This window comes from Shewanella sp. MR-4 (assembly GCF_000014685.1).
Lineage (GTDB): Bacteria > Pseudomonadota > Gammaproteobacteria > Enterobacterales > Shewanellaceae > Shewanella.
In genome coordinates this window covers 1674704-1699263 of sequence record NC_008321.1, presented here as the reverse complement: position 1 = coordinate 1699263, position 24560 = coordinate 1674704, and the positions used below count along the sequence as shown (strand labels likewise).

Annotated in this window: 20 protein-coding genes; 8 read left to right on the top strand and 12 right to left on the bottom strand. The window is 48.0% G+C overall.

The window, feature by feature from the left end:
• Window positions 1-44: 44 nt before the first annotated feature.
• From SHEWMR4_RS07650 to xthA, 5 genes are all read left to right on the top strand, one after another.
• The gene (locus tag SHEWMR4_RS07650; protein WP_011622233.1) at window positions 45-2258 is read left to right on the top strand and encodes a TonB-dependent siderophore receptor; all 2214 of its coding nucleotides are present in this window, start codon (window positions 45-47) and stop codon (window positions 2256-2258) included.
• Window positions 2259-2346: 88 nt separating this feature from the next.
• Complete coding sequence (fhuF, locus tag SHEWMR4_RS07645) at window positions 2347-3384, top strand: siderophore-iron reductase FhuF (RefSeq protein ID WP_011622232.1); 1038 nt, start codon at window positions 2347-2349, stop codon at window positions 3382-3384.
• Between the two features lie 161 nt (window positions 3385-3545).
• The gene (locus SHEWMR4_RS07640; protein ID WP_011622231.1) at window positions 3546-4091 is read left to right on the top strand and encodes a septation protein A; all 546 of its coding nucleotides are present in this window, start codon (window positions 3546-3548) and stop codon (window positions 4089-4091) included.
• Window positions 4091-4390 (top strand): YciI family protein, encoded by a 300-nt coding sequence (locus SHEWMR4_RS07635; RefSeq protein WP_011072939.1) that lies wholly within the window; start codon window positions 4091-4093, stop codon window positions 4388-4390. The genes SHEWMR4_RS07640 and SHEWMR4_RS07635 overlap by 1 nt, the downstream gene beginning before the upstream one ends.
• The gene (gene xthA / locus SHEWMR4_RS07630; protein WP_011622230.1) at window positions 4390-5202 is read left to right on the top strand and encodes an exodeoxyribonuclease III; all 813 of its coding nucleotides are present in this window, start codon (window positions 4390-4392) and stop codon (window positions 5200-5202) included. The genes SHEWMR4_RS07635 and xthA overlap by 1 nt, the downstream gene beginning before the upstream one ends.
• 490 nt (window positions 5203-5692) lie before the next feature.
• Here xthA and SHEWMR4_RS07625 read toward each other — a convergent pair whose 3' ends face one another.
• The 3 genes from SHEWMR4_RS07625 to SHEWMR4_RS07615 all read right to left on the bottom strand — a co-directional run bounded on the left by SHEWMR4_RS07625 (window position 5693) and on the right by SHEWMR4_RS07615 (window position 9311).
• The gene (locus SHEWMR4_RS07625) at window positions 5693-6676 is read right to left on the bottom strand and encodes a restriction endonuclease (RefSeq protein WP_157037025.1); all 984 of its coding nucleotides are present in this window, start codon (window positions 6674-6676) and stop codon (window positions 5693-5695) included.
• Between the two features lie 123 nt (window positions 6677-6799).
• Window positions 6800-7762 (bottom strand): DUF2971 domain-containing protein, encoded by a 963-nt coding sequence (locus SHEWMR4_RS07620; protein WP_011622228.1) that lies wholly within the window; start codon window positions 7760-7762, stop codon window positions 6800-6802.
• Window positions 7763-8087: 325 nt separating this feature from the next.
• Entirely contained in the window at window positions 8088-9311 is a 1224-nt protein-coding gene (locus tag SHEWMR4_RS07615) for an ISL3-like element ISShes3 family transposase (protein WP_011622227.1), read from the bottom strand.
• Window positions 9312-9526: 215 nt separating this feature from the next.
• On the opposite strand from SHEWMR4_RS07615, the gene SHEWMR4_RS07610 reads away from it, so the two are divergent.
• Window positions 9527-9820 (top strand): hypothetical protein, encoded by a 294-nt coding sequence (locus SHEWMR4_RS07610; protein ID WP_227499233.1) that lies wholly within the window; start codon window positions 9527-9529, stop codon window positions 9818-9820.
• A 458-nt stretch (window positions 9821-10278) separates the two neighbouring features.
• On the opposite strand, the gene SHEWMR4_RS07605 is transcribed toward SHEWMR4_RS07610, so the two are convergent.
• From SHEWMR4_RS07605 to SHEWMR4_RS07570, 8 genes are all read right to left on the bottom strand, one after another.
• Complete coding sequence (locus SHEWMR4_RS07605; protein ID WP_011622225.1) at window positions 10279-11733, bottom strand: methyl-accepting chemotaxis protein; 1455 nt, start codon at window positions 11731-11733, stop codon at window positions 10279-10281.
• A 115-nt stretch (window positions 11734-11848) separates the two neighbouring features.
• Window positions 11849-12340 carry a DUF1097 domain-containing protein gene (locus SHEWMR4_RS07600; protein ID WP_011622224.1) on the bottom strand — a complete coding sequence of 164 codons (492 nt, stop codon included), beginning with the start codon at window positions 12338-12340 and terminating at the stop codon, window positions 11849-11851.
• Between the two features lie 370 nt (window positions 12341-12710).
• Window positions 12711-14957, bottom strand: a complete 2247-nt coding sequence (locus SHEWMR4_RS07595) for a xanthine dehydrogenase family protein molybdopterin-binding subunit (RefSeq protein ID WP_011622223.1) — start codon at window positions 14955-14957, stop codon at window positions 12711-12713.
• A gap of 1 nt (window position 14958) precedes the next feature.
• Window positions 14959-15456: a (2Fe-2S)-binding protein gene (locus tag SHEWMR4_RS07590; RefSeq protein WP_011622222.1), complete on the bottom strand. Its 498-nt coding sequence runs from the start codon at window positions 15454-15456 to the stop codon at window positions 14959-14961.
• A gap of 3 nt (window positions 15457-15459) precedes the next feature.
• Entirely contained in the window at window positions 15460-16146 is a 687-nt protein-coding gene (locus SHEWMR4_RS07585) for an NTP transferase domain-containing protein (protein ID WP_011622221.1), read from the bottom strand.
• The gene (locus SHEWMR4_RS07580) at window positions 16146-17159 is read right to left on the bottom strand and encodes an XdhC family protein (protein ID WP_011622220.1); all 1014 of its coding nucleotides are present in this window, start codon (window positions 17157-17159) and stop codon (window positions 16146-16148) included. The genes SHEWMR4_RS07585 and SHEWMR4_RS07580 overlap by 1 nt, the downstream gene beginning before the upstream one ends.
• Window positions 17160-17391: 232 nt before the next feature.
• Window positions 17392-19131 carry a methyl-accepting chemotaxis protein gene (locus SHEWMR4_RS07575; RefSeq protein WP_011622219.1) on the bottom strand — a complete coding sequence of 580 codons (1740 nt, stop codon included), beginning with the start codon at window positions 19129-19131 and terminating at the stop codon, window positions 17392-17394.
• A 332-nt stretch (window positions 19132-19463) separates the two neighbouring features.
• The gene (locus tag SHEWMR4_RS07570; protein ID WP_011622218.1) at window positions 19464-20108 is read right to left on the bottom strand and encodes an MBL fold metallo-hydrolase; all 645 of its coding nucleotides are present in this window, start codon (window positions 20106-20108) and stop codon (window positions 19464-19466) included.
• A gap of 179 nt (window positions 20109-20287) precedes the next feature.
• Here SHEWMR4_RS07570 and SHEWMR4_RS07565 point away from each other — a divergent pair, with 179 nt between their 5' ends.
• Entirely contained in the window at window positions 20288-21577 is a 1290-nt protein-coding gene (locus SHEWMR4_RS07565; RefSeq protein ID WP_011622217.1) for an alpha/beta fold hydrolase, read from the top strand.
• A gap of 344 nt (window positions 21578-21921) precedes the next feature.
• Here SHEWMR4_RS07565 and SHEWMR4_RS07560 read toward each other — a convergent pair whose 3' ends face one another.
• Window positions 21922-24042 carry a DNA topoisomerase III gene (locus tag SHEWMR4_RS07560; RefSeq protein ID WP_011622216.1) on the bottom strand — a complete coding sequence of 707 codons (2121 nt, stop codon included), beginning with the start codon at window positions 24040-24042 and terminating at the stop codon, window positions 21922-21924.
• Between the two features lie 198 nt (window positions 24043-24240).
• Between SHEWMR4_RS07560 and SHEWMR4_RS07555 the strand changes: the two genes are divergently transcribed.
• Complete coding sequence (locus tag SHEWMR4_RS07555; RefSeq protein ID WP_011622215.1) at window positions 24241-24528, top strand: hypothetical protein; 288 nt, start codon at window positions 24241-24243, stop codon at window positions 24526-24528.
• Window positions 24529-24560: the final 32 nt, after the last annotated feature.

The following is a 24560-nucleotide window of genomic DNA, read 5'->3' as shown; positions in this document are numbered from 1 at the left end:
ACGCGTCTGTGCCCAAAAACAACCTAGTCAATCAAACAGCCTAAATGGAATTTAAGATCATTATTATGAAAACCTTCCCCCTCAACCGTCTCACGGCGCACTGCCAACTCGCCATCACACGCCCTGAGCTTATTCTCTGCAGTGCCATACTCAGCATGCCCTATGCTTATGCCGATGCCAGCGATACCCAGAAAAAATCCACCAAAGACATTGAAATCATTAATGTCGTTGGCGCTAAGGATCTCCATGATAATCGCTACAAAACTCAGGCGATGAACACGGCAACGGGTCTAGATTTGTCCTATTTAGAGACGCCGCAATCCGTCACCTCTGTTACCAGCCAAATGATGCATGACCAACAACTCAACAGCGTCATCGAAGCCATGACCAGCGTGGCTGGCATCAATGCTCGGCCAATGGACAACGACAGATACAGCATCAGCTCGCGCGGAATTGCGGTCACTAGCATTCTTTACGATGGCGTGCCTACCACCTATGACACCCGTTTTAACTACGGCGATAACCTTATCGATACCGCCATCTACGAGCGCGTGGAAATTGTCCGTGGCGCCACAGGGTTAATGACAGGTGCGGGTAACCCTTCGGCCGCGATTAACCTTATTCGTAAACGCCCAACGCAAGAATTTATGGGCAGCACCTCTGTGAGTGTCGGCTCATGGAACAATCTGCGCGGTATGGTCGATTTATCCAGCGGTTTAAATGACAGTGGCAGCATTCGTGGCCGGGTTGTCGCCGCCTATCAGGATAAAGAATCCTTCCAAGACAGATACGAGCAACAACGCACCACCCTCTATGGCATTTTTGAAACCGATATTACCGACAGCACACTGCTGACCTTAGGCGTAGATTATCAAGACACCACGCCCGAAGCGACTATGTCCGGCGGGCTGCCGCTGTTCCACAGTGATGGCAGCCGAACAAATTACGATCGCGCCACTTCCACCGCCCCCGATTGGGCCTCGGCGCATACCCAAGGACTCAATACCTTCGCCAGCCTTGAACATCGTTTTGATAACGGTTGGGAGCTGAAAGGCACCTACAGCTATGGCGATAACTCGCTGAAATATAATGTGCTGTGGGCTACAGGTTACCCTGACCCCGTGACTAATCTTGGTGCCACCGCAGGCTCAATCGCCTATGTCGATGGAAGTCGTACCCAACATAACCTCGACTTACGGGCGCAGGGAATGTTTGCCCTGTTTGGCCAAGAACATCAGCTGACCTTTGGCTGGACGGGTCAGCGCCAAGAGTTTGCCAACCCTTACTATTATCCTACGGCCGCCGTGCCGCCCTTGGGAGATTTTCGCGATCCCAACTTCCAGTATCCAAAACCTCAGTGGAAAGAGACTCACACCACGGGCTCCTTCGGCGAAACCGAGCAAAGCGCCGCCTATGTGGCCACGCAGCTCAATCTGACCGATGCCTTGGCATTGCTCGCGGGCCTGCGCCTTAACCAGTGGCAAACCGACCAAGATAACTTTGGCAGCATGTATGACTTTAAGGTCGACAATGAACTCACCACCTATTTTGGCCTGACCTACGCGCTCGGTGAGCAATACTCCCTCTACGCCAGTTATACGGATATTTTTGCGCCGCAAACCTTGCAGCGCATCGATGCAAGTTACATCGACCCCGTCAAAGGCAAAAACTACGAGGCGGGCATTAAAGCCAGCTTAATGGATGAAAGCTTAGATATGTCGTTGTCGGTATTTGAAATTCGCCAAGACAATGTTGGTGAACGCACCGGAGATGTATTGCCAGGCACCACTATCCCTGTGTATCGAGAGGTTAACGGCACTAAGACCCAAGGCTTTGAGTTTGAATCCACAGGCAAAATCACCGATGACTGGAATATCTACTTCGGCTACACCCAATTCAGCACCGATGATCCTAAGGGCAATCGCATCAACACCTCATCACCTCGCCAGCAGCTAAAACTCTTTACCACTTATACCTTTAGCGGCAATTGGAACAAGTTGCAGCTTGGCGCTGGGGTTAATTGGCAAAGCCGAGTCTATCAAACCGTCAACTCGCCCTTAGGCAGAGTCGAGGTTGAGCAAGACTCCTATGCATTGGCCAGCTTGATGGCAAGTTATGCCTTTACCGAGCAGCTAAAGCTAAGCGCCAATGTGCACAACGCCTTAGATAAAACCTACTACAGCCAAGTGGGGCAATTTAGTCAGTACCAATATGGTACCCCGCGCAGCGTGAGCGTGAATGTAGATTATCGCTTCTAACGGACTGACGATAACCAGCTGTTCATCAATGAAAGCTGCGGTGAGTAGACTCACCGCAGTTTAATCAATTCAAGCCTAAGGAGTGATTATGGCGCGCCAAAGGGAAACGGTACCGAGCTTAGCCAAGCTTTCCAGAGGAACCCAACCTGATCATACCAAGCACTGCCATAGCAAATGCTCGCAAAGTTTAAACACTACGGGCGGCGCGCAAACAACCGACTTAACAGCGCTAAGCCCTGCGGATTTAACTCAAGTCGCCAAAGCGTTTAATCAACGACTGGCGCTGCGCGCCCCATTTTATGCCCAGCACTTTGTGGCAACCACCAAGCCCCAAGGACTCAGTTTTGATACTTGGAGTCAGCCAGCCGTTTATCAGCAGCTTTTACTGGATTTTGCCAAGGCCTATCCACCTTTGGGGAAAACCTCATCTTTCATCACGTTAGAAAATATTCCCGAGCAGATATTGCTCAGCCATAGCCATAATTCCAAAGCCCTGCACTCGCTCTGGGGACAGTGGTATTTCGGTCTGTTAGTCCCGCCCATGTTGGAATGGATTATTAGCGCGCCGCACTCACTCGCGAGCACCATTGAGCAGATTGAGCTGATTGATATAGCGCCTGAGCATTTTTATCTTCGGCCCCACGATTCAGGCAGAGTCGCAGGTTTTGAGTTTCAACTAACTCCCACTCCTCGGGATAAAGCCGCTATAGTAAAAGCTGGCATAGTTAAAACCACTGTCTTAACGCCACCCCGCGAGCGACAACTTATTCAGTGGATTCAAAGCCATCTAATCCCTAGCGTTGAGCGATTAATCGGTTTAAGCCCAACCCCCGCAAAGTTGTATTGGAGCCATTTAGGCTACCTTATTCACTGGTATTTAGGCGAAATGGCATTGCCAGAAATTGAATTTGAACAGCTTAAGACGCAGCTGTTTAACACTAAATCCTTTGACGATGGCGAAGATAATCCACTCTACAACAGCATTAATCTGCTGCCCGCCTCAGCAGCTGACGCGGACAATATTCGCCGCGTGTGTTGCTTAAGGTATCAACTCGCCAACAGTCATCGCTGCGCCGATTGCCCGTTAGCCACGCGCGCCCAAGCCAAACGTGCCGCACAAGCTTAGCCTTATCGGTCACGGCCCACTTAGTTGTAAGGGCAACATGGATTGCAACAGCCCTTGCCGCCGCTTTCATGCAACAGTTAGTAATCGGTCACCTTTCACGGCTTTTTCCCTCTAGCCCCCCGTGCTACACTCAAGCCCACGTCTTCTTAACACGATTATTTATGAAACAACTGCTTGATTTTCTGCCCCTCATTATCTTTTTTGCCGTCTATAAATTTTTCGATATTTATATCGCCAGTGGCGCCTTAATCGCAGCCACTGCACTGCAATTAGTCGTGACCTATGCGCTGTACAAAAAATTGGAGAAGATGCACCTTATTACTTTCGCTATGGTGACAGTGTTTGGCACCCTCACCTTAGTGTTCCATGACGATGCCTTTATCAAGTGGAAAGTCACTATTATTTATGCTTTATTTGCCCTAGCCCTAGGCGTGAGCCAGCTACTCAACAAGTCGATTTTAAAGTCCATGTTGGGTAAAGAGATGAAGGTAGCCGATAAGATTTGGGCACACGTAACTTGGTACTGGGTAAGCTTTTTTGCCATCTGTGGCCTAGTCAATATCTATGTCGCCTTTAAACTGCCGTTAGAAACTTGGGTGAACTTTAAAGTGTTTGGCCTCACCGCCTTAACCCTGATTAATACCGTTATCACCGTCTTTTACCTTTATAAACATCTTCCCGAAGATCAACGCAAGGAACTCAAATAATGTGGTATATGATTTCAGCTCAAGATGTTGAGAACAGCTTAGAAAAACGTTTAGCGGCGCGTCCTGCGCATTTAGCACGCTTACAGGAACTGGCCGATGAAGGTCGCTTGCTGGTTGCGGGTCCACACCCTGCTATCGATAGCGAAAACCCAGGCGATGCGGGTTTTAGTGGCTCGTTAGTGGTGGCGGATTTCGATTCGTTAGCCACGGCTCAAGCCTGGGCAGATGCCGATCCTTACTTCGCTGCGGGCGTATATCAAAGCGTTGTGGTAAAACCCTTCAAACGAGTTCTCCCTTAATGAAAATCGTTTCTTTCAATATCAATGGATTGCGTTCTCGCCTGCATCAATTGCAAGCGTTAATCGACAGCCATCAGCCCGATATTATCGGCCTGCAAGAAACCAAAGTGCACGATGAAGCCTTCCCGCTCGCCGAAGTCGAGGCCATGGGCTATCACGTGCATTACCACGGCGGCAAGGCACACTATGGCGTAGCCATGCTCTCCAAAGTCGCCCCAATTAAGGTGCAAAAGGGTTTTGCAACCGATGGAGAAGATGCGCAGCGCCGCATGATTATCGGCACCTTTGCTCAGGCAAATGGCCGTCCGTTAACTGTGTTGAATGGTTATTTTCCTCAGGGCGAAAGCATCGACCATCCGACAAAGTACCCTGCTAAACGTAAGTTTTATCAGGACTTAATGGCGCATTTGCACGCAAATCATAGCAACGATGAAGATATAGCCATCATTGGTGATATCAATATTTCGCCCATCGATTTAGATATCGGCATTGGTGAAGTCAACCGCAAACGTTGGCTAAAAACCGGTAAATGCAGTTTCCAACCCGAAGAGCGTGAATGGCTCAAGACCCTGCAAGATTGGGGATTGGTGGACACCTTCCGTCAACTACACCCCGACCGCAGCGAGCGTTATTCATGGTTCGATTACCGCAGCAAAGGCTTCGATGATAACCGCGGCCTACGCATCGATGTGATCTTAGCCACGCCGTCACTGGCAGCGCGTTTAGTCGAATCCGACGTCGATTACGATCTGCGCGGCATCGATAAACCCTCAGATCACGCACCAATTTGGAGCACCTTTAAAGAAGCCTAACTCGCTTGAGTGACTACTTTAATCGATATAAAAAACATCGGCCTAGGCCGATGTTTTTGTTTAAAAGTGAGTACGTTAAGTGCAGGCTTCATAGGCGAGCCATGATATTCATTAGACGACACGGTGAATAGACACATAGGGGTTCTAAGCTTATAAACGAGAGCCATGGTCGTTCTCATGCGTCCTTGCATTGCACGACATTCAGGCGTCCAGCCTATCAGATGGCAAACAGGCATTTAAACAGGGATGTTGTTCAAGTCCATCCTTGGATACAGGCCCGCCCCGTCAGATGTAATGGATTCACGAATGCCTTGATGGCATGGATGCCAAAGAGCGGCCATGGGGCGGACGGTCGTCTCGCTAATCACCATGGCTCACCTGTTTAGCATCGGCGAAGCCTGTTTGCTTTAAAGAAATACGTAGCAGCATGCTTTGGGGACATTTACGAATTAAGCCTTAACTCAAACGCGTTTGCTTCAGATAAAAATATCTATGGGTTAACGCTGCATTCAGCGGCTTGTCCGCTGCAATGTTTGTTATGGCTATTTTTTATTTCCATGATATACCTATCAATGTATACCACCCAGTTATAACTACAATACTTTCTCATTTCTTCATCAAAATTCTTGATGCTTATTAGCTCAAGTCTCTTTGATCGCCTAGCCTCATCCAAAGCTGGCTTTGTGAAATATGAGCTTGAAACGATTACCGCCTTGGTGGCATTGCTTACACTTAAAGTTCCCAGCACTTGTCGAGCTATAGCAACCCCAATTTTTTGTTGATATCGTTTACATTCGATATGAAGCCGCTCAGTTCCTCGCTCATTAGCAATTTCAGCTTCTACATCATACCCTCCATCCTTTACCCTAGGCGTGATAACCACACCATATCCTTTCTTTTGGTACAAGTAGCCCACAAGCAATTCAAAGTCTCTGGGTGATAGACTTAGTACAGATTCACATGCTGGTAGCGCGTGATTCATGTATTTCGCGCGAATTAACGCTTGCGCATCACCCAAACCGAATATTCTTCCGTCAGGAAAAAACTGACAATGAGCCTGAAAATATGATTCTATAGCTTGTATTGCTTCTTGTGGGTAGTGTGGAAGTAGGTCTAGCACCCATGTTATATCTGGCCATGTATGTACATCATCACTTTGAACTAATAGCCTCTTCAAAAACCTACTCTTTTCAATCATAGCCTCAAATTTTTCGCGGGGGTGACTCAACAACCAATCTAGAAGAAACCGATCATAACCTAAACTGCCTCCCTCAATAAGAAACTGTGATATTAAGTAGTTCACCTCCTCTAGTGATCTACTTTGTATGTTGGAAATGTATTCTTCACGATGTGAGTCAGTAGCAAATTGGCAATCTAGAATTTGAAAGTTTCGTTCATTTCTGGGTACTGAAATGAACGAAAGCCATTCATCAAGAGATAGTATTTTATGATCTATAATTTTGTCTGAAGACACCAAAATCTCCTAAGGCCATAACGCCAGCTTAAGTGGTGAGCAACGCAATGTGAAGTACCTGCATTACTCCGTAATCACTAAAATCAACGCATAATAAAAATGCCACGCGTTGTGAATCCGTCTTTAAGCTTTTGTTAGCTTTTTAAATTCAAGCTCGAATCTTTCATTACTAGGAGTAGCTTGAAATATTTCTATGTGATTCAAAGAGTCAGACGTCCGAATTTTCTCCATGACAGCATTTCTATCTTCACAACTGACTCTACAACCAAGAAAAATTGATTTTATTGCTTTAGGTGGCACTTGGTAGAGGAAGATTGTACTTGGGTCCTCTGAGATCTCTCTTAAATACTCCAAATATGTCGACTCAATGAAACCATACTTAAGGTCTTCCTCTGGAGTAGTAGAACTATACCAACCACTCAAAAATCGATTTCCATCTCGCTCAGTAACCTCTTTAAGATTGATTAGGTACATATTATTATCTAATGGAACCTTATTAAGCTCGCTGCTATCGTAAAGGGTAAACTCAATTTTAGGTAAGTATTTTTCGTGAACTATGATTTTGTCTGCTGTAATTAATGGCAATATCACACGATGTTCTTTCTCATAGATCCACTCTTCACTCTTAACCAAAAAGTGCTCAAGTACATTATCAAAATTATATATACTCGGGCGCATTGAGTTGTATCTCACTCTTTGTATTTGCCCTGATTTAATTGCCTCACGCTTTTTTGTTTCTTCTTCATCTATAATATCAACGCAGTCATACTCCTCGTCAGGGTCCGGCATGGTTGCTTTATAAGTTTTATATGAATCGAATAACGGCTGAGTCATGTCAAATTCAATAACCATTCCTTTGTGTTGGTCAGCATAATGAGACCACATCAATAAGTTATTATTCGTCTCAGATAAAGAAACTACTGCATAATCAAAGTAATATTCATCAGCAAATGCTTTATTACTTTTTCTATGACTCGGTCTAAGTTCAAAAGGATCATTCAATGCATACTTCTGGCTCGCTCGCATTAGCATGTTGTCGAAAAATTCAAGCCTGAGTCCTGTATATTTAAAGATTTTATCAAGCATAATATTTGTATAATTCCTTGTTTCACTACTGAGAAAGCTAACATTTTATTCGTGCGCATGCGCGTTTAGCTCATTGGACCTGTGAAAACGCGCACAGTTAACTATTTGTATGTAATGAACTTATCAGCATTTTGCTAAATACTCCATCTGGAAAAACGCGCATGCGCGTTTTCCAAACCTATTAACTAAAATTCAGTTACTATATTCACCTGATTTTATAGAGTTTTATTTATTTCGGATGGAATAAGTGTGCACTGATTTTGTCTGAAAATCATACAAAAATACCTAAATTTAAATACGACTGTATACCTATGGCTCTTCGTTGTTATTGGTGGAACCCCATATCCAGCTTTCCAAAGTGAAAGAGGATGGCACGTTGAAATCGCTCTGAATTTCGATACCCCATAGCCTTTACTCTGAGCTGTCTAACTTGGCTATTGATTGCTTCTGCCAAACCGTTTGATAGACCAAAGCGCATGGCATTAAGTATGCCCCAGAGTTTGTTCTCGATTGTATCTGCCACTGCCATTAAGGGTTTGAGACCGCTGGCTTTAGCTAAAGCTATCCAATCTTTCCATCGCTGCTTTGTTCCTCGAACACTATTGCCATGCCAGATGTTCCGAGCCTGCTCTTTAAAATACCATGCAAGAGCCGTATTCATCATTGCCGGGATGAGTCTATTGACCCTCTCTCGGTCGGGTTCGCTGAGATTATCTCGTCGCTTTAACCAGTAAAAACGTGTGCGATGTGCCTCTTGCCGCATTGACGGCGCCAACCTGAATAACTCGTCTTTGCGGATCCGGTTAACCGCCTCCGTTAGCATCTTGGCTACATGGAAGTGATCAAATGCGATTTTCCTCTCTGCATTGGGCAGCGCTTTCTTTGCTGCTTTAATGTAAGTAGGGCTCATATCCATACAGATAGACTGAGTTTGACGTAATGCATCTGCAGGCAGCTGTTTTAGGCAGGCATCAAAACTTGCAGCTGAACGTCCCTCTGAAACCGCTAAAACTTGTCCTTCATGATTAGAGAGCAGCGTGACATATTCATGCCCCTTTTTAAGAGCGGTTTCATCGACCAATAAATAATCGGTATTAATCAGTTTGCGTTTTGCCAGTCCACGATAAACAGCGCGCGCCATAATCCTATCCATGGCTCCCCAGCTCAGTTTAAAGAACCGACTGACGGCATTAAGAGAACTCATCGCAAGCAAGGTTAATACACGCATCTCAAACAATTCAGTGTAACGACTGCTGCCACTGGCCCATGGGACTTGGAGGGTTTGATAACCGTGTGAGGTACAGTGTACTCGTGGCACGTTAGCTTGAATGAGCGTTTGATACTGGCAGGTATCCAAGTGACGCCATTTTCGGAAACGGGAATCGTAATGGCGACTCGCATTGTGGCATATAGGGCATTTAAAGCCTGCTTGAGAAGCGTAGGCGATGGTAACAATTATGCTCTGACGTGGTTCATCGAGTTGAACACTGGATACGACCCAAGGTGCCTTTAGCCCCAAGATTTGTTGATATAAAGCAGCTTCACTCATCACTGAAATTTAAGAGGAATTTGGCTAGAACTATACCTATTCCACCATGTTCAGAGAAGAGCCATACCTATACATTATTAGCCGATTTCTGGTAAGGCCAAACATAGGCAAATAGATAAGAATATGTATGGCAGCAGGTGCGGGAATTTTCGGTTGACCTAACGAACCGAAGCGCGGAAAGGGGCAATTAGCTTTTTTGCCAAATGAACAATGCCATGGTCGTCAAAATTGCCATTGTTGCAACAGTGACCGTTGGCGACATGGATGTCGCCGTCGAGCCTATAGGGACATATTCACGGCGTGTCACTGGGGAAACAATGACAATTCATCCTACACACCTGACGACGAACTTATCTCGTTTTGGGGCAAAAGCTTTTAGCCAGATGAACAGTTCAATGGTCATTAAAATTGCCATTGTTACAACAGTGATCGTTGGCGGCATAGCCGCTCTTTCACATCTGACCCATAGGGATATGGGAAATGCCACTATGATGTCGGAAACATCATAGGCCATGTGAACGCGGCATTTACACTTCCATGTGTTGCAGATGCCGTCGTCGAGTCTATAGGGATACTTCATGTTAATACAGAGGCGTCGTGTCACAGGGGAAACAGTGGCAATGTATATATCGCAATATCCGATTCGGCCGACTTATTATGACGCAAAAGCTTTTTAGCTAAACGAGCAGCAAAAGGGTTAGTTAAGATTGGCATTGTTGCACCAGTACCCCTCTAAAATAGGGATATTTTAGTAATAAAAGGAGAGCGTGATATTGGGGAAATAGTGACAATTACTGCTATGCAACTCAGTTATCTGCTTTGAGGTATTTCGAAAATGAAATGGCGGAAATCTACGATTTCCGCCATTTTCAGATGATACGCTAATGCTTTGTATGAGACTCAGTATCGGGTGTTATTGCTCAACTACCCACACTGAAAACTGGCAATGCCCACATTGAAGGTAAGATTAGCTAGTGCGGTACTGTTTAAGGATCCCTTCGAGTTCAACCGAGGCATGTTGCAAATCATGCGCTAGGGTGACACTGCGCTGCGCCGTTTGTTTAATGGTATCGGATTGATGGCGGATCTCATTGAGCTGGCCAGCGATATCACGGGCGGCAACGCTCTGCTCTTCCGCCGATGCAGCAATCTGGCTGCTCATATCGAATACGGCATTAACCGATTGCGCCATCCCCTCGACATCGTCGCCCACGGCAATAATGGCGCTGCGACCTTCATCGGCGCGATCCACAATCTCGGTAGTGATATTGGATAACTGACGAGTGCCCGATTGCAATCCTTCGATCATCGCTTGGATCTCGACAGTGGCTTGTTGAGTACGTCCCGCTAAGGTACGCACTTCATCGGCAACCACCGCAAAACCGCGACCTTGCTCACCCGCACGGGCTGCTTCGATGGCCGCATTCAGCGCCAGCAAATTGGTCTGCTCAGAAATACTGTTGATGGTCGTCACCACGGCATCGATACCCGCCGCATCCTTAGATAACTGTTCTACCGATGAAAATGCCGCGCCAATCTTGGTTGAGAGTTGCCCAATACTATCCACCGTGTGGCTAATACGCCCTTGGCTGGCACTCATTTGGCTGGCGTTATCTTTGGTCTGGAGCGAGGTATTACTGGCATTGACCGATACTTCTTCAATCGCCGAGGTCATCTGCGCCATGGCAACGGCCACAGAGTCTAAAAATTGATGCTGGGCACCAATTAACTCGCCACTGCTTTTGGCCTGCTGATTAAACTCGTCGGCGGCGAGGGAGAGCGTCTGGGCATTGCTGCGGATAGCACTTACCATTTCACTCATGTTATCGGCGCAGCGGTCAATTTCGCGGGCGATTAAACTGAAGTCATCGGTGCCGAAAAAGTTTAATCTGAAACTTAAGTCACCATCGGCTAAGCGTTTGATGGCCATGTACATATCCCACAGGCCACCACCGAGGGAGGTTGAAATCCAGTAGCTGAGTTGGAATAAGGGCAATAAACCGATTAACGCGAGCCAAAACATTAAGTTGGCATCGCTGCGCCCCTCGCTTTCCCATTGAGCAACATTTTGCGACAGCTCGAGTGCGCCGCTGGATCCTACGCTGGCACTGGCGGTCACATTATCTCTTTGGCGCTGTGCCTCAGTTTGGCGACTGACAACACTTAAACCATTGTCACGGGCAAACTGTGACAACGTATCCCCTGTCAACTGCTGTGCATTCGCGACTTGAGCAAAGGCATCGACCGTCGCCTGCACCCGAGCCAAAGAGGCGGCTTCGAGGTTGCGGTGGGCATGTTGGTAATTGACGAGTGCAACGGCGGCGGTGATCAGCGCCACCATAGAGCAGACAACCCAAAACTTTCCGTTGAGACTGAATTTGATCAATATGGCATCAATGGTGCGAAACTGGATTTGTTTCATCTTGATATTTCCTAAGACCTAAAGGCTATCGGGTACTAAATCAGCATTATAGCTCATATATTCCATCACTTTTTTTAGCGCACAGGCATCATCTGCACATTAAGAAATGATGAATTTAATCGGCACTGGCGATTTCAGAACCTGTTGATGCTGACCATTTTTGGCGAAGGGTGACTAACTGCGCCGTCAACAAACTCATGCAAAAACCTAACAGGGCGCCCAACACTAAGGATGGCACAATATTGGCGACATCCCCTGCCATGGCAAAGGTAATACAACAGCCAATAAAGGCACCGGGAATAAAGCTTAATTTTTGATAACTGGCCTGCAGGCACATTGCCGAGGTCGCGATACCCGTAAACAGATAACCCGCCACAGGCGATACGAAGAAACTGCTACCGCTGATAATGAGCCAAGCCCAAAACACACCGGAGAGATTGGTGCACCACGCCATCATCACGCCTTGAAAACCAGCCTTCGGCTGAGCAAAGAAGGTGCTACAACCTAAAAAGCCAATCCAAGTAACGAGATGAAAGGCATCTGCGATACCACACCAGACAGCAGCTAATAGCCCCGCCGAAATAGCGACTTGCCAACGATTTTCCATGATGACCCCTTTGTATTGTTTTCACGGAAGTTAATACTCAAATGCGCTTAAGGTGCGGCTGTATTATGGTGTTATAGCGCCCTTCACTTCCGTGTCGATCAATTTTTAGTAGGGATCTGCAATCGAAAACTGACTCACAGGCCGACTAGGAACCGATTCAAATGAATGTGTACGCGAGTCCGCATACCTTAGGTCACTTGAGTAAACATATTGGTTAAATTACCTCTATCCTGGTAACAAAAACCTGATCTATTGCTAATTTTCGGCATTAATGCCCGTAAATTTGCTAACAAGCAATTTATTTGTGGTAAAAAAACGAAAAAAGCGCTTATTAGGCGCTTTTTTGCTCACTCAGGTGTCGTTTACAGCATCACACCTTTAACTGTTTATTAACTGGTAGGTCGCGGATCCTAAGGCCTGTTGCGGCAAATATCGCATTGGTCAGGCTTGGTGCCACCGGCGGCACGCCGGGCTCACCCACACCCGCAGGCGGTGCATCCGAGTCGATAATGATGATCTCCATCTCTGGCACTTGGGGTAAACGTAGCAAGGGATAATCATGGAAGTTAGACTGCATCACCTTACCCTCTTGATAACTGATCTCCCCCATTAGCGCCAAGCTTAAACCAAATACTATCGCGCCTTCAGTCTGCGCTTTCACCCTGTCGGGGTTAACCACAGTGCCGGCATCAATCGCAGCAATGGCATTTAGCACCTTAAGCTGTTTGTCCTCGCCGACTTCTACCCGCATCGCCACCGCCACCACACTCACAAAGCTGCGGTGCACCGCAAAGCCCCAACCTTGATTCTTACCAACTTTAGGCGCCTTGGCTTGGGCTTGTTCAACCGCCTCAATCACCTTGAGGTAACGGCCGACATCGACTGGATGACGGTTTAAGTCTTCGCCATAGTTGCCATATTTAAAGCCTTGGTTTTCAAAGGTCTCTCGCCTTGCTTGGCCCAGTAGACTGCGCCACATATCGGGGCAAGATAACTTGGCTTTATGGGCCATTTCATCGACAAAACTGCCCACGCCAAACCCATGTTGAATGTTACATACCGAGCGCATCCAACCGATACGGCTATGGGCTGTGGCCTTAACGGCCTCGTAGCGTAAATTTGCGAGGGCAAAGGGCACATCGACAAAGCCTAAATCCAGCTCTCCACCGGATGGATACTCAACGCCCTCGGCAAAGGTGGAGCTGATCGACGGGAAGCCCGTACGCGCGAGCAGCGCCGTTGGTTTGTTATTAGCATCGAACAAGGCCTGATAACACTGGGCACTGATGGCGTGGTAATAACCGTTTTGGATTTCATCCTCACGGCTCCAACTCACCTTCACTGGCCGTTTAAATTGCTTGGAGAGTAGCGCTGCCTCGACACTGAAATCTGGTTTGGACTTGCGCCCAAAGCCGCCGCCCAGTAACGTCACATTCACTTTCACCGCATCCTCAGCGATACCTAAGGCCGCGGCCACATTTTGCTGGGTACTCTGCGGTGTTTGTGTCGATGCCCAAATTTCGCAGCCCTTCTCGGTCACATTGGCGGTGGCCACCGGCGGCTCGATGGAGGAATGGATAAGGTAAGGCACGGTATAAATCGCCTTAAGGGTATCATCCTTTGGCCACGCTTTGACCTCATCACCAACTTGACGTACCACCTTGCCAGGGGCTTGTACCTTGTCCACCAGCTCTTTAAGGTAGGTTTTAGAATCGTGACTGCTGTTGGTTGACTCAGTCCAGCTCACTTGCAAGGCTTTACGTCCCTGCAGCGCACTCCAAGTATTTGTCGCCACCACAGCTACGCCGCCTAAGGCTTGAAAAGCAGGAGCGCCCTTGGGCGTAGGCATACGGAACACATCGACCACACCCGCTACTTTGCGCGCCGCACTATCGTCAAGACTTGCGACATCGCTCCCCAATACGGGTGGGCGCATAATGCTGGCATAAAGCATGTTATCCACTTGAATATCATAGCCATAGACAGCCTTACCCGTGAGCATGGCCTGCATATCGACTATCTGACGCGAAGCACCAATTTGCTTAAAATCCTTAACCGCCTTTAATCGCAGTGAATCGGCCGCGGGCAGTGGTAATCCCGCCGCATCAAGGGCTAATTCACCAAAGCGCGCAGCACGGCCAGATTTAGCATGCAGCACTTGATGATCTTTAGCCTGCACTTCACTCACGGGGACTTTCCAGCGGGCTGCAGCGGCTTGTTCAAGCATGGTTCGAGCCATCGCGCCCATCTCTCGCATGCGATCATAGTTTTCGCGGATACTGCGGCTACCATCGGTATTTTGGCTGGCGTAGCGTTTATCGGCGAGTCCTTGAATAGGCACAATTTTATCCCAATCGGCCTCCAGTTCTTCGGCCAAGATTTGTAAAATCCCCGTGCGGATCCCCTGACCCATTTCGGAGCGATGGCAGGTCAAATAGACCTTGTCATCCTCACCGATGGCGATAAACAGATTGAGCCGCGCCTGTTGGTCCTGTGCCAATGCCATTGGGCTCCAACTGAGGCCACTGGCGCCAAGGGCGAGACCGCCCCCAACGGCGCCGAAGAGTTTTAACACATCGCGGCGACTGATATTTTCAACTGCGGTGAATGTACTCATCTTAGCCCTCCTGTTTGGCATAGCTTTGCAGCGCCGCTTTTATCCGAGGATAGGTACCGCAGCGACACAAATTACCCGACATGGCAGCATCAATTTGCTCCGCCGACGGTTTTGGATGCTGAGTGACTAAAGCTGCTGCGGACATTAATTGCCCCGCCTGACAATAACCACACTGAGGAACATTCTGTTCGGCCCAAGCATTTTTAAGCTTTTGATTATCCAGCCCTTCAATCGTGGTCAGTTGTTTGCCCTGCGCCTGGGATACGCTGGTTAAACAGGCGCGCACAGGCTGACCATCTAAATGCACGGTACAGGCGCCGCAGAGTCCGGCGCCGCAGCCATATTTAGTGCCCGTTAAGCCTAAAATATCCCGTAACGCCCAGAGGATAGGCATATTGGGATCCGCATTTAAGGTAAAAGATCTGCCATTAATGGTCAGGTTTTGGGAAGGCATCGCAAGACTCTGGTCCTTTGCCGCCTCCGAGGATGGTATTGCCATAACTCACTCCTTAAGTGCCAACCACGACGCAAGATCGGCTTTAGTATCAATATCAATCGCGGCATGGGGTAAGGGAACAGCCACTAGCTCACCCACATTTGCCAGTTGTTTTAAGATGGATTTGGCGCCGCGATCGCCGGTCAAATCCGTTAATAAATCGAGTATTGAGGCATTAAAAATAGCAGGAGCGCCTAATTCATCCAGCTTCCCTGCTTCGTGATGATAAAGCGCGGCCACAGATTGCTGACTCGTTTGCCAAGTCTCAATCAACTGCTGATAGTCTTCAAATGTCAGCGCGACCTGATCCGCTAAGGTGAGTAACATGCCATCAAACTGCTGTGCTTTTGCATAGATAGCCGCGGCTCGCAGCGACGATGACAAACCCGTCTGCCAGTCGGCATTATGCAGTAGCGTGCATTGATTCGCCCCAAAAGCCTCAAGTTGGGGACGAAGTTCGTGGGCGTGGGCACCGAGCACCACCAGCAACGAAGCGCTGACTTGATTGGATGACTCCATTGCCAATGGTGCGGAGGTGAAACGAGCCAAACGGTCGATATGGCGTTGTAAGATGCTTTGTCCGCTATTTACACTCGAGGGCGTTGATAATGGCTGCGCCAGTTTAATCCCCTGAAATCGCCGGCTCTCCCCTGCAGCCAGCACGGCAATTAACAAGCGTTGGCGACTCGGCATTAGGGCATGATCCCATCGAGAATCGAACATGGCGCGCCGTGTAACACACCATGGCATTGGGCCAAAATACTCAAGGCTATGGCGCTCGGTAACTCACCACCAAGCGCAAGTCCCGCGGGCGCCGAGAAAAAGCCACTAAACGAATCGGTACTGAGTTCAGCCATCTCCAGCACTTTATCCCGCCGATGGGCAGGCCCTAAGAGCGCAACATATTTAAGATCAAAGGGTTGAATGGCTTTGAGCGCCGCCGCATCTAAGTTCAGGTTATGGTGCATGACCACAGCACAATCTAAGGATGCAACAAGGGTGCTCGCCTCATGAACACTTTGCTTGACGATATGGGCATGGGGAAAGTCGGCAGTTCTCGCGTAGGCGGTGCGCGTATCAAACACGCTCACCTGCCAACCTAAACTGTGGGCAATCGTCGCCACGGGCTTAGCATCGATACCCCCACCAAAAATCCCTAAATGAAATCGCGGTCTGAGCGGGATGATGAGCGCCTCCCCTTCAGGCTGGCTGAGTATGCCCGCCTTAGGAAAATCCGCGGTAGGAAAAGGGGCACTCTGGGCCGGATAAAACTGCGCGGCGTAACTGCGAGCATCGCTGCCCGCGGGTGCGAGAGGTAATTGATAGTATCCCGACTGCCCCTTACGAAACGCTTGCACTATGTCCACTAGGCCAAGATCATGATTTTCTTTAAGTAGAGGGATCAACATGATATCGACTTTACCGCCGCAACCTAGGCGGTAGCTGGCATCGGATTCATCGGTCGCATCGTAGGTGACACAAGCAATCTGCTGCGATTGCATGGCTTGCTGCGCATGACGGCGAAGATCCGCCTCTAAACAGCCACCACTTAAGATCCCCGCGCCTTGGCCAAACTCGTGGAATAACATCATGGCACCGGGCTTACGGTAGGACGAGCCTTGGATATGGGTAATCACCGCCAGCACCCAGGCATCATCGGCTAAGGGGAGCCAATGCTCTAATAAGTCTTCCATTTGGTGATCCATCGACCTAGGCTCCCTCTCTATTCCACTAATCAATAGGCACACGTATGACAACTGTAGTCATCAATTAGCATCATTATTCATAAACATTATTTTTACCGAATGTAGAACAAGCTAACAAAGGCAACTCGAATTTAAAAGGGAAAAGAAGCGGAAAGGTTGATTGGATTAAGCGGAACAGTCTGACATCCCTGTCATCTATGCCAGTCCCGTTGCAGGACCCCGAGATTAAGTATTAAAACTGATATTCCCCCGCTTTGGTGCGTAGCGCTTGGGATTGATTATCCAAACTGATGGAGGTGGACTCAATTTGCTCGATAATTTGCGATACCTCGCGGGAGTTATCGCGGATCACCACAAGACTAGTGGCAATATCCTTAGAAACCAAAGATTGCTCCTCGGTTGAGGCGGCGACTTGCGTATTGATCCCATGGATGGCCGCCGTGCTATGGCGAATATCATCGAAGACAGTCACGATACGCTGTAATTCACCTGAGGCTTTCTGCATTAAACTCGCCGCCTGGGTGACAGAGCTGCCCACCTGATTGGTTCGATTCTGCAAACTGGCAACAATATCGTCGATTTCCTTAGTGGAATCCTGTGTCCGCTGGGCGAGTGAACGCACTTCATCGGCCACCACAGCAAAGCCTCGGCCCTGTTCGCCTGCCCTCGCAGCTTCAATCGCCGCATTGAGCGCCAGTAGGTTGGTTTGTTCGGCAATTGCCTTAATGACGCTCAGCACATTACTCACTTGGGTGCTCTCGTTCACTAAATGCTGCATCGAATCTTGGGTAGTCGTAAATTCGCTCTCAAGCACGGCCATGGCATTGAGCGCCTCAGATACTGTATCTTGGCCAACGCCCACATGGGTTTCATTTTCTGCCGCACGAATTTCGGCGTTGGAGGTGCTCTCACTCACATGCACTAAGGTGGTAGTCATCTCTTCCATCGCGCTCGCGCTGGCATCTAACTCTTTCGCGACGCGGTTCGAGCTTTCACGCGACACTTGAATGGAGGCTTTGGTCTGCTTCGCCAGATCGGCAACTTCTTTGGCAATTCCATCCGTTGTCGCTAATGAGCTGGCGAGAGAAGAAATAAACAAATTGATTTGATTGACGATTTCACCGATTTCACCCTGCGCCGAGACAGAGATCCGCCGCGCCAGATTTTTAGAACGTTGAATATCGAGTAGTTCACGGCAGGTTTGCACTATCGGCGTTACGATGCGACTCTTCACAATCACAAAGCCACCAACGGCGACCAAAATCACCAGAAACAACACAAACTGTGAGCCATTGAGTGCCATATTCAAGGAGTCTAATCGATTGCTCACTTCGCCTTCGGTACGTTTATCCAAAGCAGTAAAGAACTCGTCGATAGGCTGCATGATCTTGGCCTTTTCCCTATGGTATTGCTCGCTGTGCAGTAGTTCTCGCGCCATCGCTAGGTTTGGTTCACCTTTAATGCTGTAGGTTTGGGTATTAGGATCCATAAAAATCCCTTTGACCGCATTCATCGCCTTGACCTCAAGGGCGACTAAGGCATCAGAATTTTGCTGAGCCTGCTCGAGATAATGGAATTCCTCGTCGGAGAACCCTAAGGCCTTCATTTGGCTTTTGATAGCGACTCTGGCACCGTCTGGCTTAGGTTTATCTCCGTAACTGAGTACCAAATCCCAATAAATTTGGTGATATTTTTCCGGCCTCGGTTTTTCGCCATTACGTATCGCCAAAATATCCATATACATTTTTTCGTACTTATCCTCCCCAGTCACCGCATAGGTTCGGGCGAGCCTCGTTAAATCATCGGAGCTTTGCCTTAATTCATCGGCAATTTGGTAGGATTGATAGCGAATATTCGCTGCATTGTTAAAAAGCTCAATCTTAGATTTGACATTAAAACTCAACACCGCCGTAATCAACGCACTGACGACTATGGTGGAAAAGACAACACTCATCATTGTTTTTGTATTCATAGTAAACCCCAATAGACAAATACAACCGCTGATTTAAGTCTAGCTGGGAATATGTAACAAAAAAGTAAATTTCAGAATAAAATTAGGCAATATAAATAGTTACGAACGATTATCACTTACTAAAAGTGCTTTTTTGAAATATCTCGCTACAAACGGACGATATCGATATAAATGAAGAAGATATGGAAAGAGTCGGCTACATTGGTTAGCTTAAAGCGTTCGATGCTTAGGTGTTTATTGCAATCTCAATCAGGCACACCAGAAAACCGAGTGTGCCAGTTTTAACCTTGCGCAAAACATGACTGAAATAGATCAAACGTATGGATGAGCAGTTAAAGCAGTAATTGATCCGCCACGAAAGGGTTATGTTCACGCTCTTCACCAAAGGTCGACATAGGTCCGTGGCCGGGAATAAATTCCACGTCGGCCCCTAAAGGCCAGAGCTTGGTGGTAATGGAATGGATCAAACTTTGATGATTTGATTGGGGAAAATCGGTACGGCCAATCGAGCTTCTAAACAGGATATCGCCCACCCACGCAAGCTTGGCCTCAGCGGAGTAAAATGCTACGTGACCCGGTGTATGCCCAGGGCAATGCAGCACACTTAAGTTTTGTTCACCTACGGTAACGACATCACCATCCTGCAGATATTGGTCGGGTTCAAAGGCCTCACAGTGGGGAAAACCAAAGTTTTGGCTTTGTTTAGGTAGATTATCAATCCAAAATTTATCGGCCTCATGGGGGCCAATGATCGGCACATTCGTTTGCTGCGCCAAGAGTTTAGCGCCACCCACATGGTCGATATGGCCGTGGGTCAGCAGCACTTTTTCGAGGGTCAGTCCCAATTTGTCCATTTCACCTAGAATACGGTCGACATTCCCTCCCGGATCGACAACCGCGGCACGCTTAGTTTTTTCACACCAAATCAAGCTGCAATTCTGTTGGAAAGGTGTCACAGGAATAATTTGATACTTCATAGCTTCAATCTCGTGTTATCCATAGCCGATAGATTACGCTAAGAGGCTTATGATGGCTCAATTTTTTACAATAAAAATTGATCTCAACCAAAGGCTAATCAAATAATCCTAACTTGCGACAACAGAGCTTTTGTATACAATCTGCCATAAACAACAAGCCCTCCCCTTAAGGTTAATTGATGAAACCCGATATGATGCTCGCTGGTGTTCTCGCCAAAAAACACACTTTTACCCTGCCGCTTAATTATCAACAGCCGATTGGTGAACAGATCAGTGTGTTCGCTCGGGAACTCTGCGCCATTGAAAATAAAGATAAAAAACTGCCATATATCGTTTTTTTTCAGGGAGGCCCCGGCTTTGCTGCCATGCGCCCCGCTAATAATAGCGGTTGGATCCGCCGCGCACTCAAAGAGTTTAGAGTATTGTTGCTCGACCAACGGGGTACAGGACTCTCTAGTCCCATCAATTACCAAAGCCTCGGCCACTTAACCCCAGAACAACAGGCCGAGTATTTAAGCCACTTCAGGGCAGATAGTATTGTCCGTGATGCCGAGGCGATCCGTACCCAACTCTGTCCCGCCGATAAATGGGCGATTTTAGGTCAAAGTTTTGGTGGTTTCTGCGTGCTGCATTACTTAAGCGCCGCCTCTCAGGGCGTGAGTGAAGCCTATATTACCGGCGGAATTCCTTCTTTAACACGTAGCAGCGATGAGGTGTATCAAGCCACCTATCAGCGCGTACTCGCTAAGAATAAGGACTTCTTCCTACGCTTCCACGATGCGCAGCATCTGGTGACTCGCCTCGCCAAACATTTACTCGAACATCCAGTGCATTTAGCCACGGGCGAGCGCCTCACGGTCGAAATGCTGCAACTGCTCGGTATTAACTTGGGCATGGAGCAAGGCCCAGAGTCGGTTTACTATTTGCTTGAACAGGCGCTGGTGCACTCGCCCCAAGGTGATTATGTCAACCCTCTGTTTTTAAATCATTTCTGTCAATTGCTCGACTATAACACCAACCCGATTTTCGCCCTGTTACACGAGGCCATCTACTGCCAACACAGTGCGTCACAGTGGTCTGCCCATAGGGTGCGTGAGCAGTATCCGGCCTTTAACTATCAAGTGGGTAAGCCTTTCCTGTTTACCGGCGAAATGATTTACCCTTGGATGTTTGAACAATTTAGCCATTTAGCGCCACTGCAAGCCGCGGCCAATCTCCTTGCCCATAAGACGGACTGGCCAGCACTGTATAATCTTGAGCAGCTCAGCCATAACCGCGTCCCCGTTGCTGCGGCGATTTACAGCGAAGATATGTACGTAGAGATGGACTATAGCCTCGAAACAGCCAAACAAGTTGCGCACTTAAAGTATTGGTTAACCTCAGAATATGAACACAATGGCATTCGAATGGATGGCGAGCGGATCTTAGATAAGCTCATTAGTCTCAACCGCGGTGAACATTTGAGATAAATGTTAATTTTAAGGGTTAATTAAGTAAAAGCTGTCATTGTGTGCTGGCTCCTCATCCATATGAGTGATTTTGGCTACAACATTCAACGACCAATTTCCGTAAGAGTAATCCGTATTGGCTTACTCTTTTTTTTTTGCCTAAAAAAATGCACTCAACGGGGTTGAGTGCATGACAAACATAGTCAAAAAAGCAGGGGAGCGAGTTTCTAACCAAGATGAAATTAACGTTTCATCTATCAGCACTCGCTAAATATCGTGATTGGCGGCAATTAAATATCGCGGAATATATTAAATATCGTTACTAGATCGCGAGCATTAGCGACAGTTTGATTACATTTGTGTCATCAAGCTTGGGCGGGCGCTTTGCTCGCTCGCCGTCTAGGCGTAGTAGGCGTACCGGATGTCGAGACCGTCGATTTAGCCGCGGTAGTTTTAGCGGCCGAGCTTCCCACTGCCGCGTTTTTAGTGCCGGATTTTTTCCATCCTGCCCCTTTGGCTCCAGCTTTTCGATAGCCGGACTTTTTCGTTGCTGCACGCTTAAAGCCCTGCCCTTTTAAGCCATTGAGGGCTGAGGGTAATTGAGCGCCCGCATTTTCAATTAAGTTATTTAGCGTCCCCAGCAGTGGTTGCATAAAGCCTTGATATGAGATTTCTTTATGGCAGATACCGTTTAGACTTGCCTCCCACAGCGCCGTCATATCGGGTGTCGTGGCGCTAAGGGGTAAACTATTAATTAAGCCCTTGCCCACCTCCGTGGCCACAATCGACTTGCCCTGACGCTGAATAAAGCCCCGTTTAAACAGCAGTTCAATAATGCCTGCGCGAGTCGCTTCCGTACCTAAGCCATCGGTTTCCTTTAAAATTTTGCGGATCTCTGGGTCAGTCACATAACGGTTAATCCCCGTCATCGCACTCAGCAAGGTAGCATCGGTAAAGGCTTTGGGAGGTTGAGTTTGCTTCTCGACTAATTCACCTTGGTGACAATGAAGAACTTGTCCTAAGGTAAGAGGCGGTAACTGACCAAGATATTCCCCTTCCTCTGTGTCCTTGTCGCCTTGCGCAAAACTCGCTGCGGATGATGCGTCCTTTCGTTCGTTCTCTTCTCTGGCAAACAGTTGTTTCCAACCGAGAGACTTATCCTGTTTTGCCTTAGTTTTAAAAAGGCCACCTTCGATCGTCACTTCGACCGCGGTTTCACTGTAGCAATAGGCAGGGTAAAACTGCGCCAAATACTGGCGAGCAATATGCAGATAAAGCTGCCTTTCCCGCTGGCTTAAACCAGCTAGATTGGGCTGTTTTTCCGTTGGAATAATGGCGTGGTGAGCATCGACTTTTTTATCATCCCACGCCTTAGATTTAAGCCGAGGATTGGGCGCCTCAGCATGTGCGACTAACTCGGGCGCACCGCCCGTAATGGCCGCTAATACCCCACTTGCAAGCCCATGCTGCTCGGTGGGCAAATAACGACTGTCTGAGCGTGGATAAGTGATTAGCTTATGGCGCTCGTATAAGCTCTGGCAGGTATCGAGCACGTCCTTGGCGCTCATACCGAAGCGCTTGGCGGCATCTATTTGCAGCGCCGATAAACTATAGGGTAAAGGCGGATTCTGCTGCTTATCCTTAGTGCTTAACTGGGTCACTTTGGCGGGTTTATCGGTGATCCGACGCACCACATTTTGTGCTAGGCCCTTAGCGAGCACGCGCCCTTCCTCATCCATATAGGGTAAACAGGCTTCACTGGGTTGCCACTTCGCCGTGAAAGCCTGATCTTTGTCCGTCACTAAGTGGGCCAGAACCTCATAAAAAGGCTTAGATTGAAAATTTGCGATTTCCTCATCGCGGCGCACGATAAGCCCAAGCAGCGGGGTCTGTACTCGGCCGACCGATAGTACGCCCTGATAGCCAACCTTTTTCCCTTGAATAGTGTAGGCCCGCGTCATATTCATGCCATAGAGCCAATCGGCGCGGCTTCTGGCAAGTGCCGAGGTCGACAAAGGAATAAACTCACGATTACTGCGGAGTTGTGACAAGGCACGTTTCACCGCCTGCGGGTTTAAGTCGCTGATAAGGAGTCGCTGCGTTTGCTGTAATTTATCGCCCGTCACGCCCAAATAGGCGATCACTTCATCAACCAATAACTGCCCTTCCCTGTCGGGATCACCCGCATTCACTAAAGTATCGGCCTGCTTCACCAGCTTTTTAAGTACTGTGAGTTGGCTGCGGGTCGCGGCCTTAGGTTTAAGCTGCCACTTCTCTGGCACTATGGGTAAATGCTCAAACTTCCACGATTTAAACTCGGGATTATAGGCATCGGGCTCAGCCTGTTCGAGCAAGTGCCCGACACACCAAGACACACAGTTACCGTTTGCGTCTTCGATAAACCCGTCACCTTTTTTGTGGGGTTTAGGCAGCACATCGGCGATTGCACGCCCTAGGCTTGGTTTTTCAGCAATATAGAGGATCATATCTACATTAAATACTGGATATAATTACAGTGTAATTTAGCCCAAAGCGGACAAGAGTGCAAACCGCCGTTTTACCTCAAGGGCCGATTTAACTCGCTCTGCGGTAACGAAACACTAAAGCTGTGTAAATTTAATTGAGAATGATTCTCATCTAAAACTAAAATCCCTTGCATCCGTTACGAAAAATCGAGAAAACAAATGAATACACTGACCTTGCCAGGCCCTTCAATCCCAGCCTTTAAGCCAGCACTCGCCTTAAGATTCAATCAATTGGTGATCTTCCACAGCCTGTTATTGCTAGCATTAAGTCTGCTTTGTGAAATGGGGCTAAAAAGGCTTGGGCTTGAGATGCCTTTCCTTTCTTGGGGAGTTATCCTGTATTTGCCCGTGGCTGTAAGCCTGTCTTTGCTATTAAAACATAGTGTTAGCCGCCGCAGTTTGGCATGGCTATTCGGACTATGGATGCTGTTATGGCTGGTGATGTAAGCCCAGTTTCTTAAGCCTTGTATGGATACCCA

Bases quoted from the DNA above. Each gene is read 5' to 3' on its own strand.
- SHEWMR4_RS07580 (WP_011622220.1), bottom strand. From the start codon at position 17,159: ATGGATCACCAAATGGAAGACTTATTAGAGCATTGGCTCCCCTTAGCC.
- SHEWMR4_RS07600 (WP_011622224.1), bottom strand. From the start codon at position 12,340: ATGGAAAATCGTTGGCAAGTCGCTATTTCGGCGGGGCTATTAGCTGCT.
- SHEWMR4_RS07615 (WP_011622227.1), bottom strand. From the start codon at position 9,311: ATGAGTGAAGCTGCTTTATATCAACAAATCTTGGGGCTAAAGGCACCT.
- SHEWMR4_RS07575 (WP_011622219.1), bottom strand. From the start codon at position 19,131: ATGAATACAAAAACAATGATGAGTGTTGTCTTTTCCACCATAGTCGTC.
- fhuF (WP_011622232.1), top strand. From the start codon at position 2,347: ATGGCGCGCCAAAGGGAAACGGTACCGAGCTTAGCCAAGCTTTCCAGA.
- SHEWMR4_RS07595 (WP_011622223.1), bottom strand. From the start codon at position 14,957: ATGAGTACATTCACCGCAGTTGAAAATATCAGTCGCCGCGATGTGTTA.
- SHEWMR4_RS07650 (WP_011622233.1), top strand. From the start codon at position 45: ATGGAATTTAAGATCATTATTATGAAAACCTTCCCCCTCAACCGTCTC.
- xthA (WP_011622230.1), top strand. From the start codon at position 4,390: ATGAAAATCGTTTCTTTCAATATCAATGGATTGCGTTCTCGCCTGCAT.
- SHEWMR4_RS07635 (WP_011072939.1), top strand. From the start codon at position 4,091: ATGTGGTATATGATTTCAGCTCAAGATGTTGAGAACAGCTTAGAAAAA.
- SHEWMR4_RS07590 (WP_011622222.1), bottom strand. From the start codon at position 15,456: ATGGCAATACCATCCTCGGAGGCGGCAAAGGACCAGAGTCTTGCGATG.
- SHEWMR4_RS07555 (WP_011622215.1), top strand. From the start codon at position 24,241: ATGAATACACTGACCTTGCCAGGCCCTTCAATCCCAGCCTTTAAGCCA.
- SHEWMR4_RS07620 (WP_011622228.1), bottom strand. From the start codon at position 7,762: ATGCTTGATAAAATCTTTAAATATACAGGACTCAGGCTTGAATTTTTC.
- SHEWMR4_RS07585 (WP_011622221.1), bottom strand. From the start codon at position 16,146: ATGCCGAGTCGCCAACGCTTGTTAATTGCCGTGCTGGCTGCAGGGGAG.
- SHEWMR4_RS07640 (WP_011622231.1), top strand. From the start codon at position 3,546: ATGAAACAACTGCTTGATTTTCTGCCCCTCATTATCTTTTTTGCCGTC.
- SHEWMR4_RS07610 (WP_227499233.1), top strand. From the start codon at position 9,527: ATGGTCGTCAAAATTGCCATTGTTGCAACAGTGACCGTTGGCGACATG.
- SHEWMR4_RS07570 (WP_011622218.1), bottom strand. From the start codon at position 20,108: ATGAAGTATCAAATTATTCCTGTGACACCTTTCCAACAGAATTGCAGC.
- SHEWMR4_RS07565 (WP_011622217.1), top strand. From the start codon at position 20,288: ATGAAACCCGATATGATGCTCGCTGGTGTTCTCGCCAAAAAACACACT.
- SHEWMR4_RS07560 (WP_011622216.1), bottom strand. From the start codon at position 24,042: ATGATCCTCTATATTGCTGAAAAACCAAGCCTAGGGCGTGCAATCGCC.
- SHEWMR4_RS07605 (WP_011622225.1), bottom strand. From the start codon at position 11,733: ATGAAACAAATCCAGTTTCGCACCATTGATGCCATATTGATCAAATTC.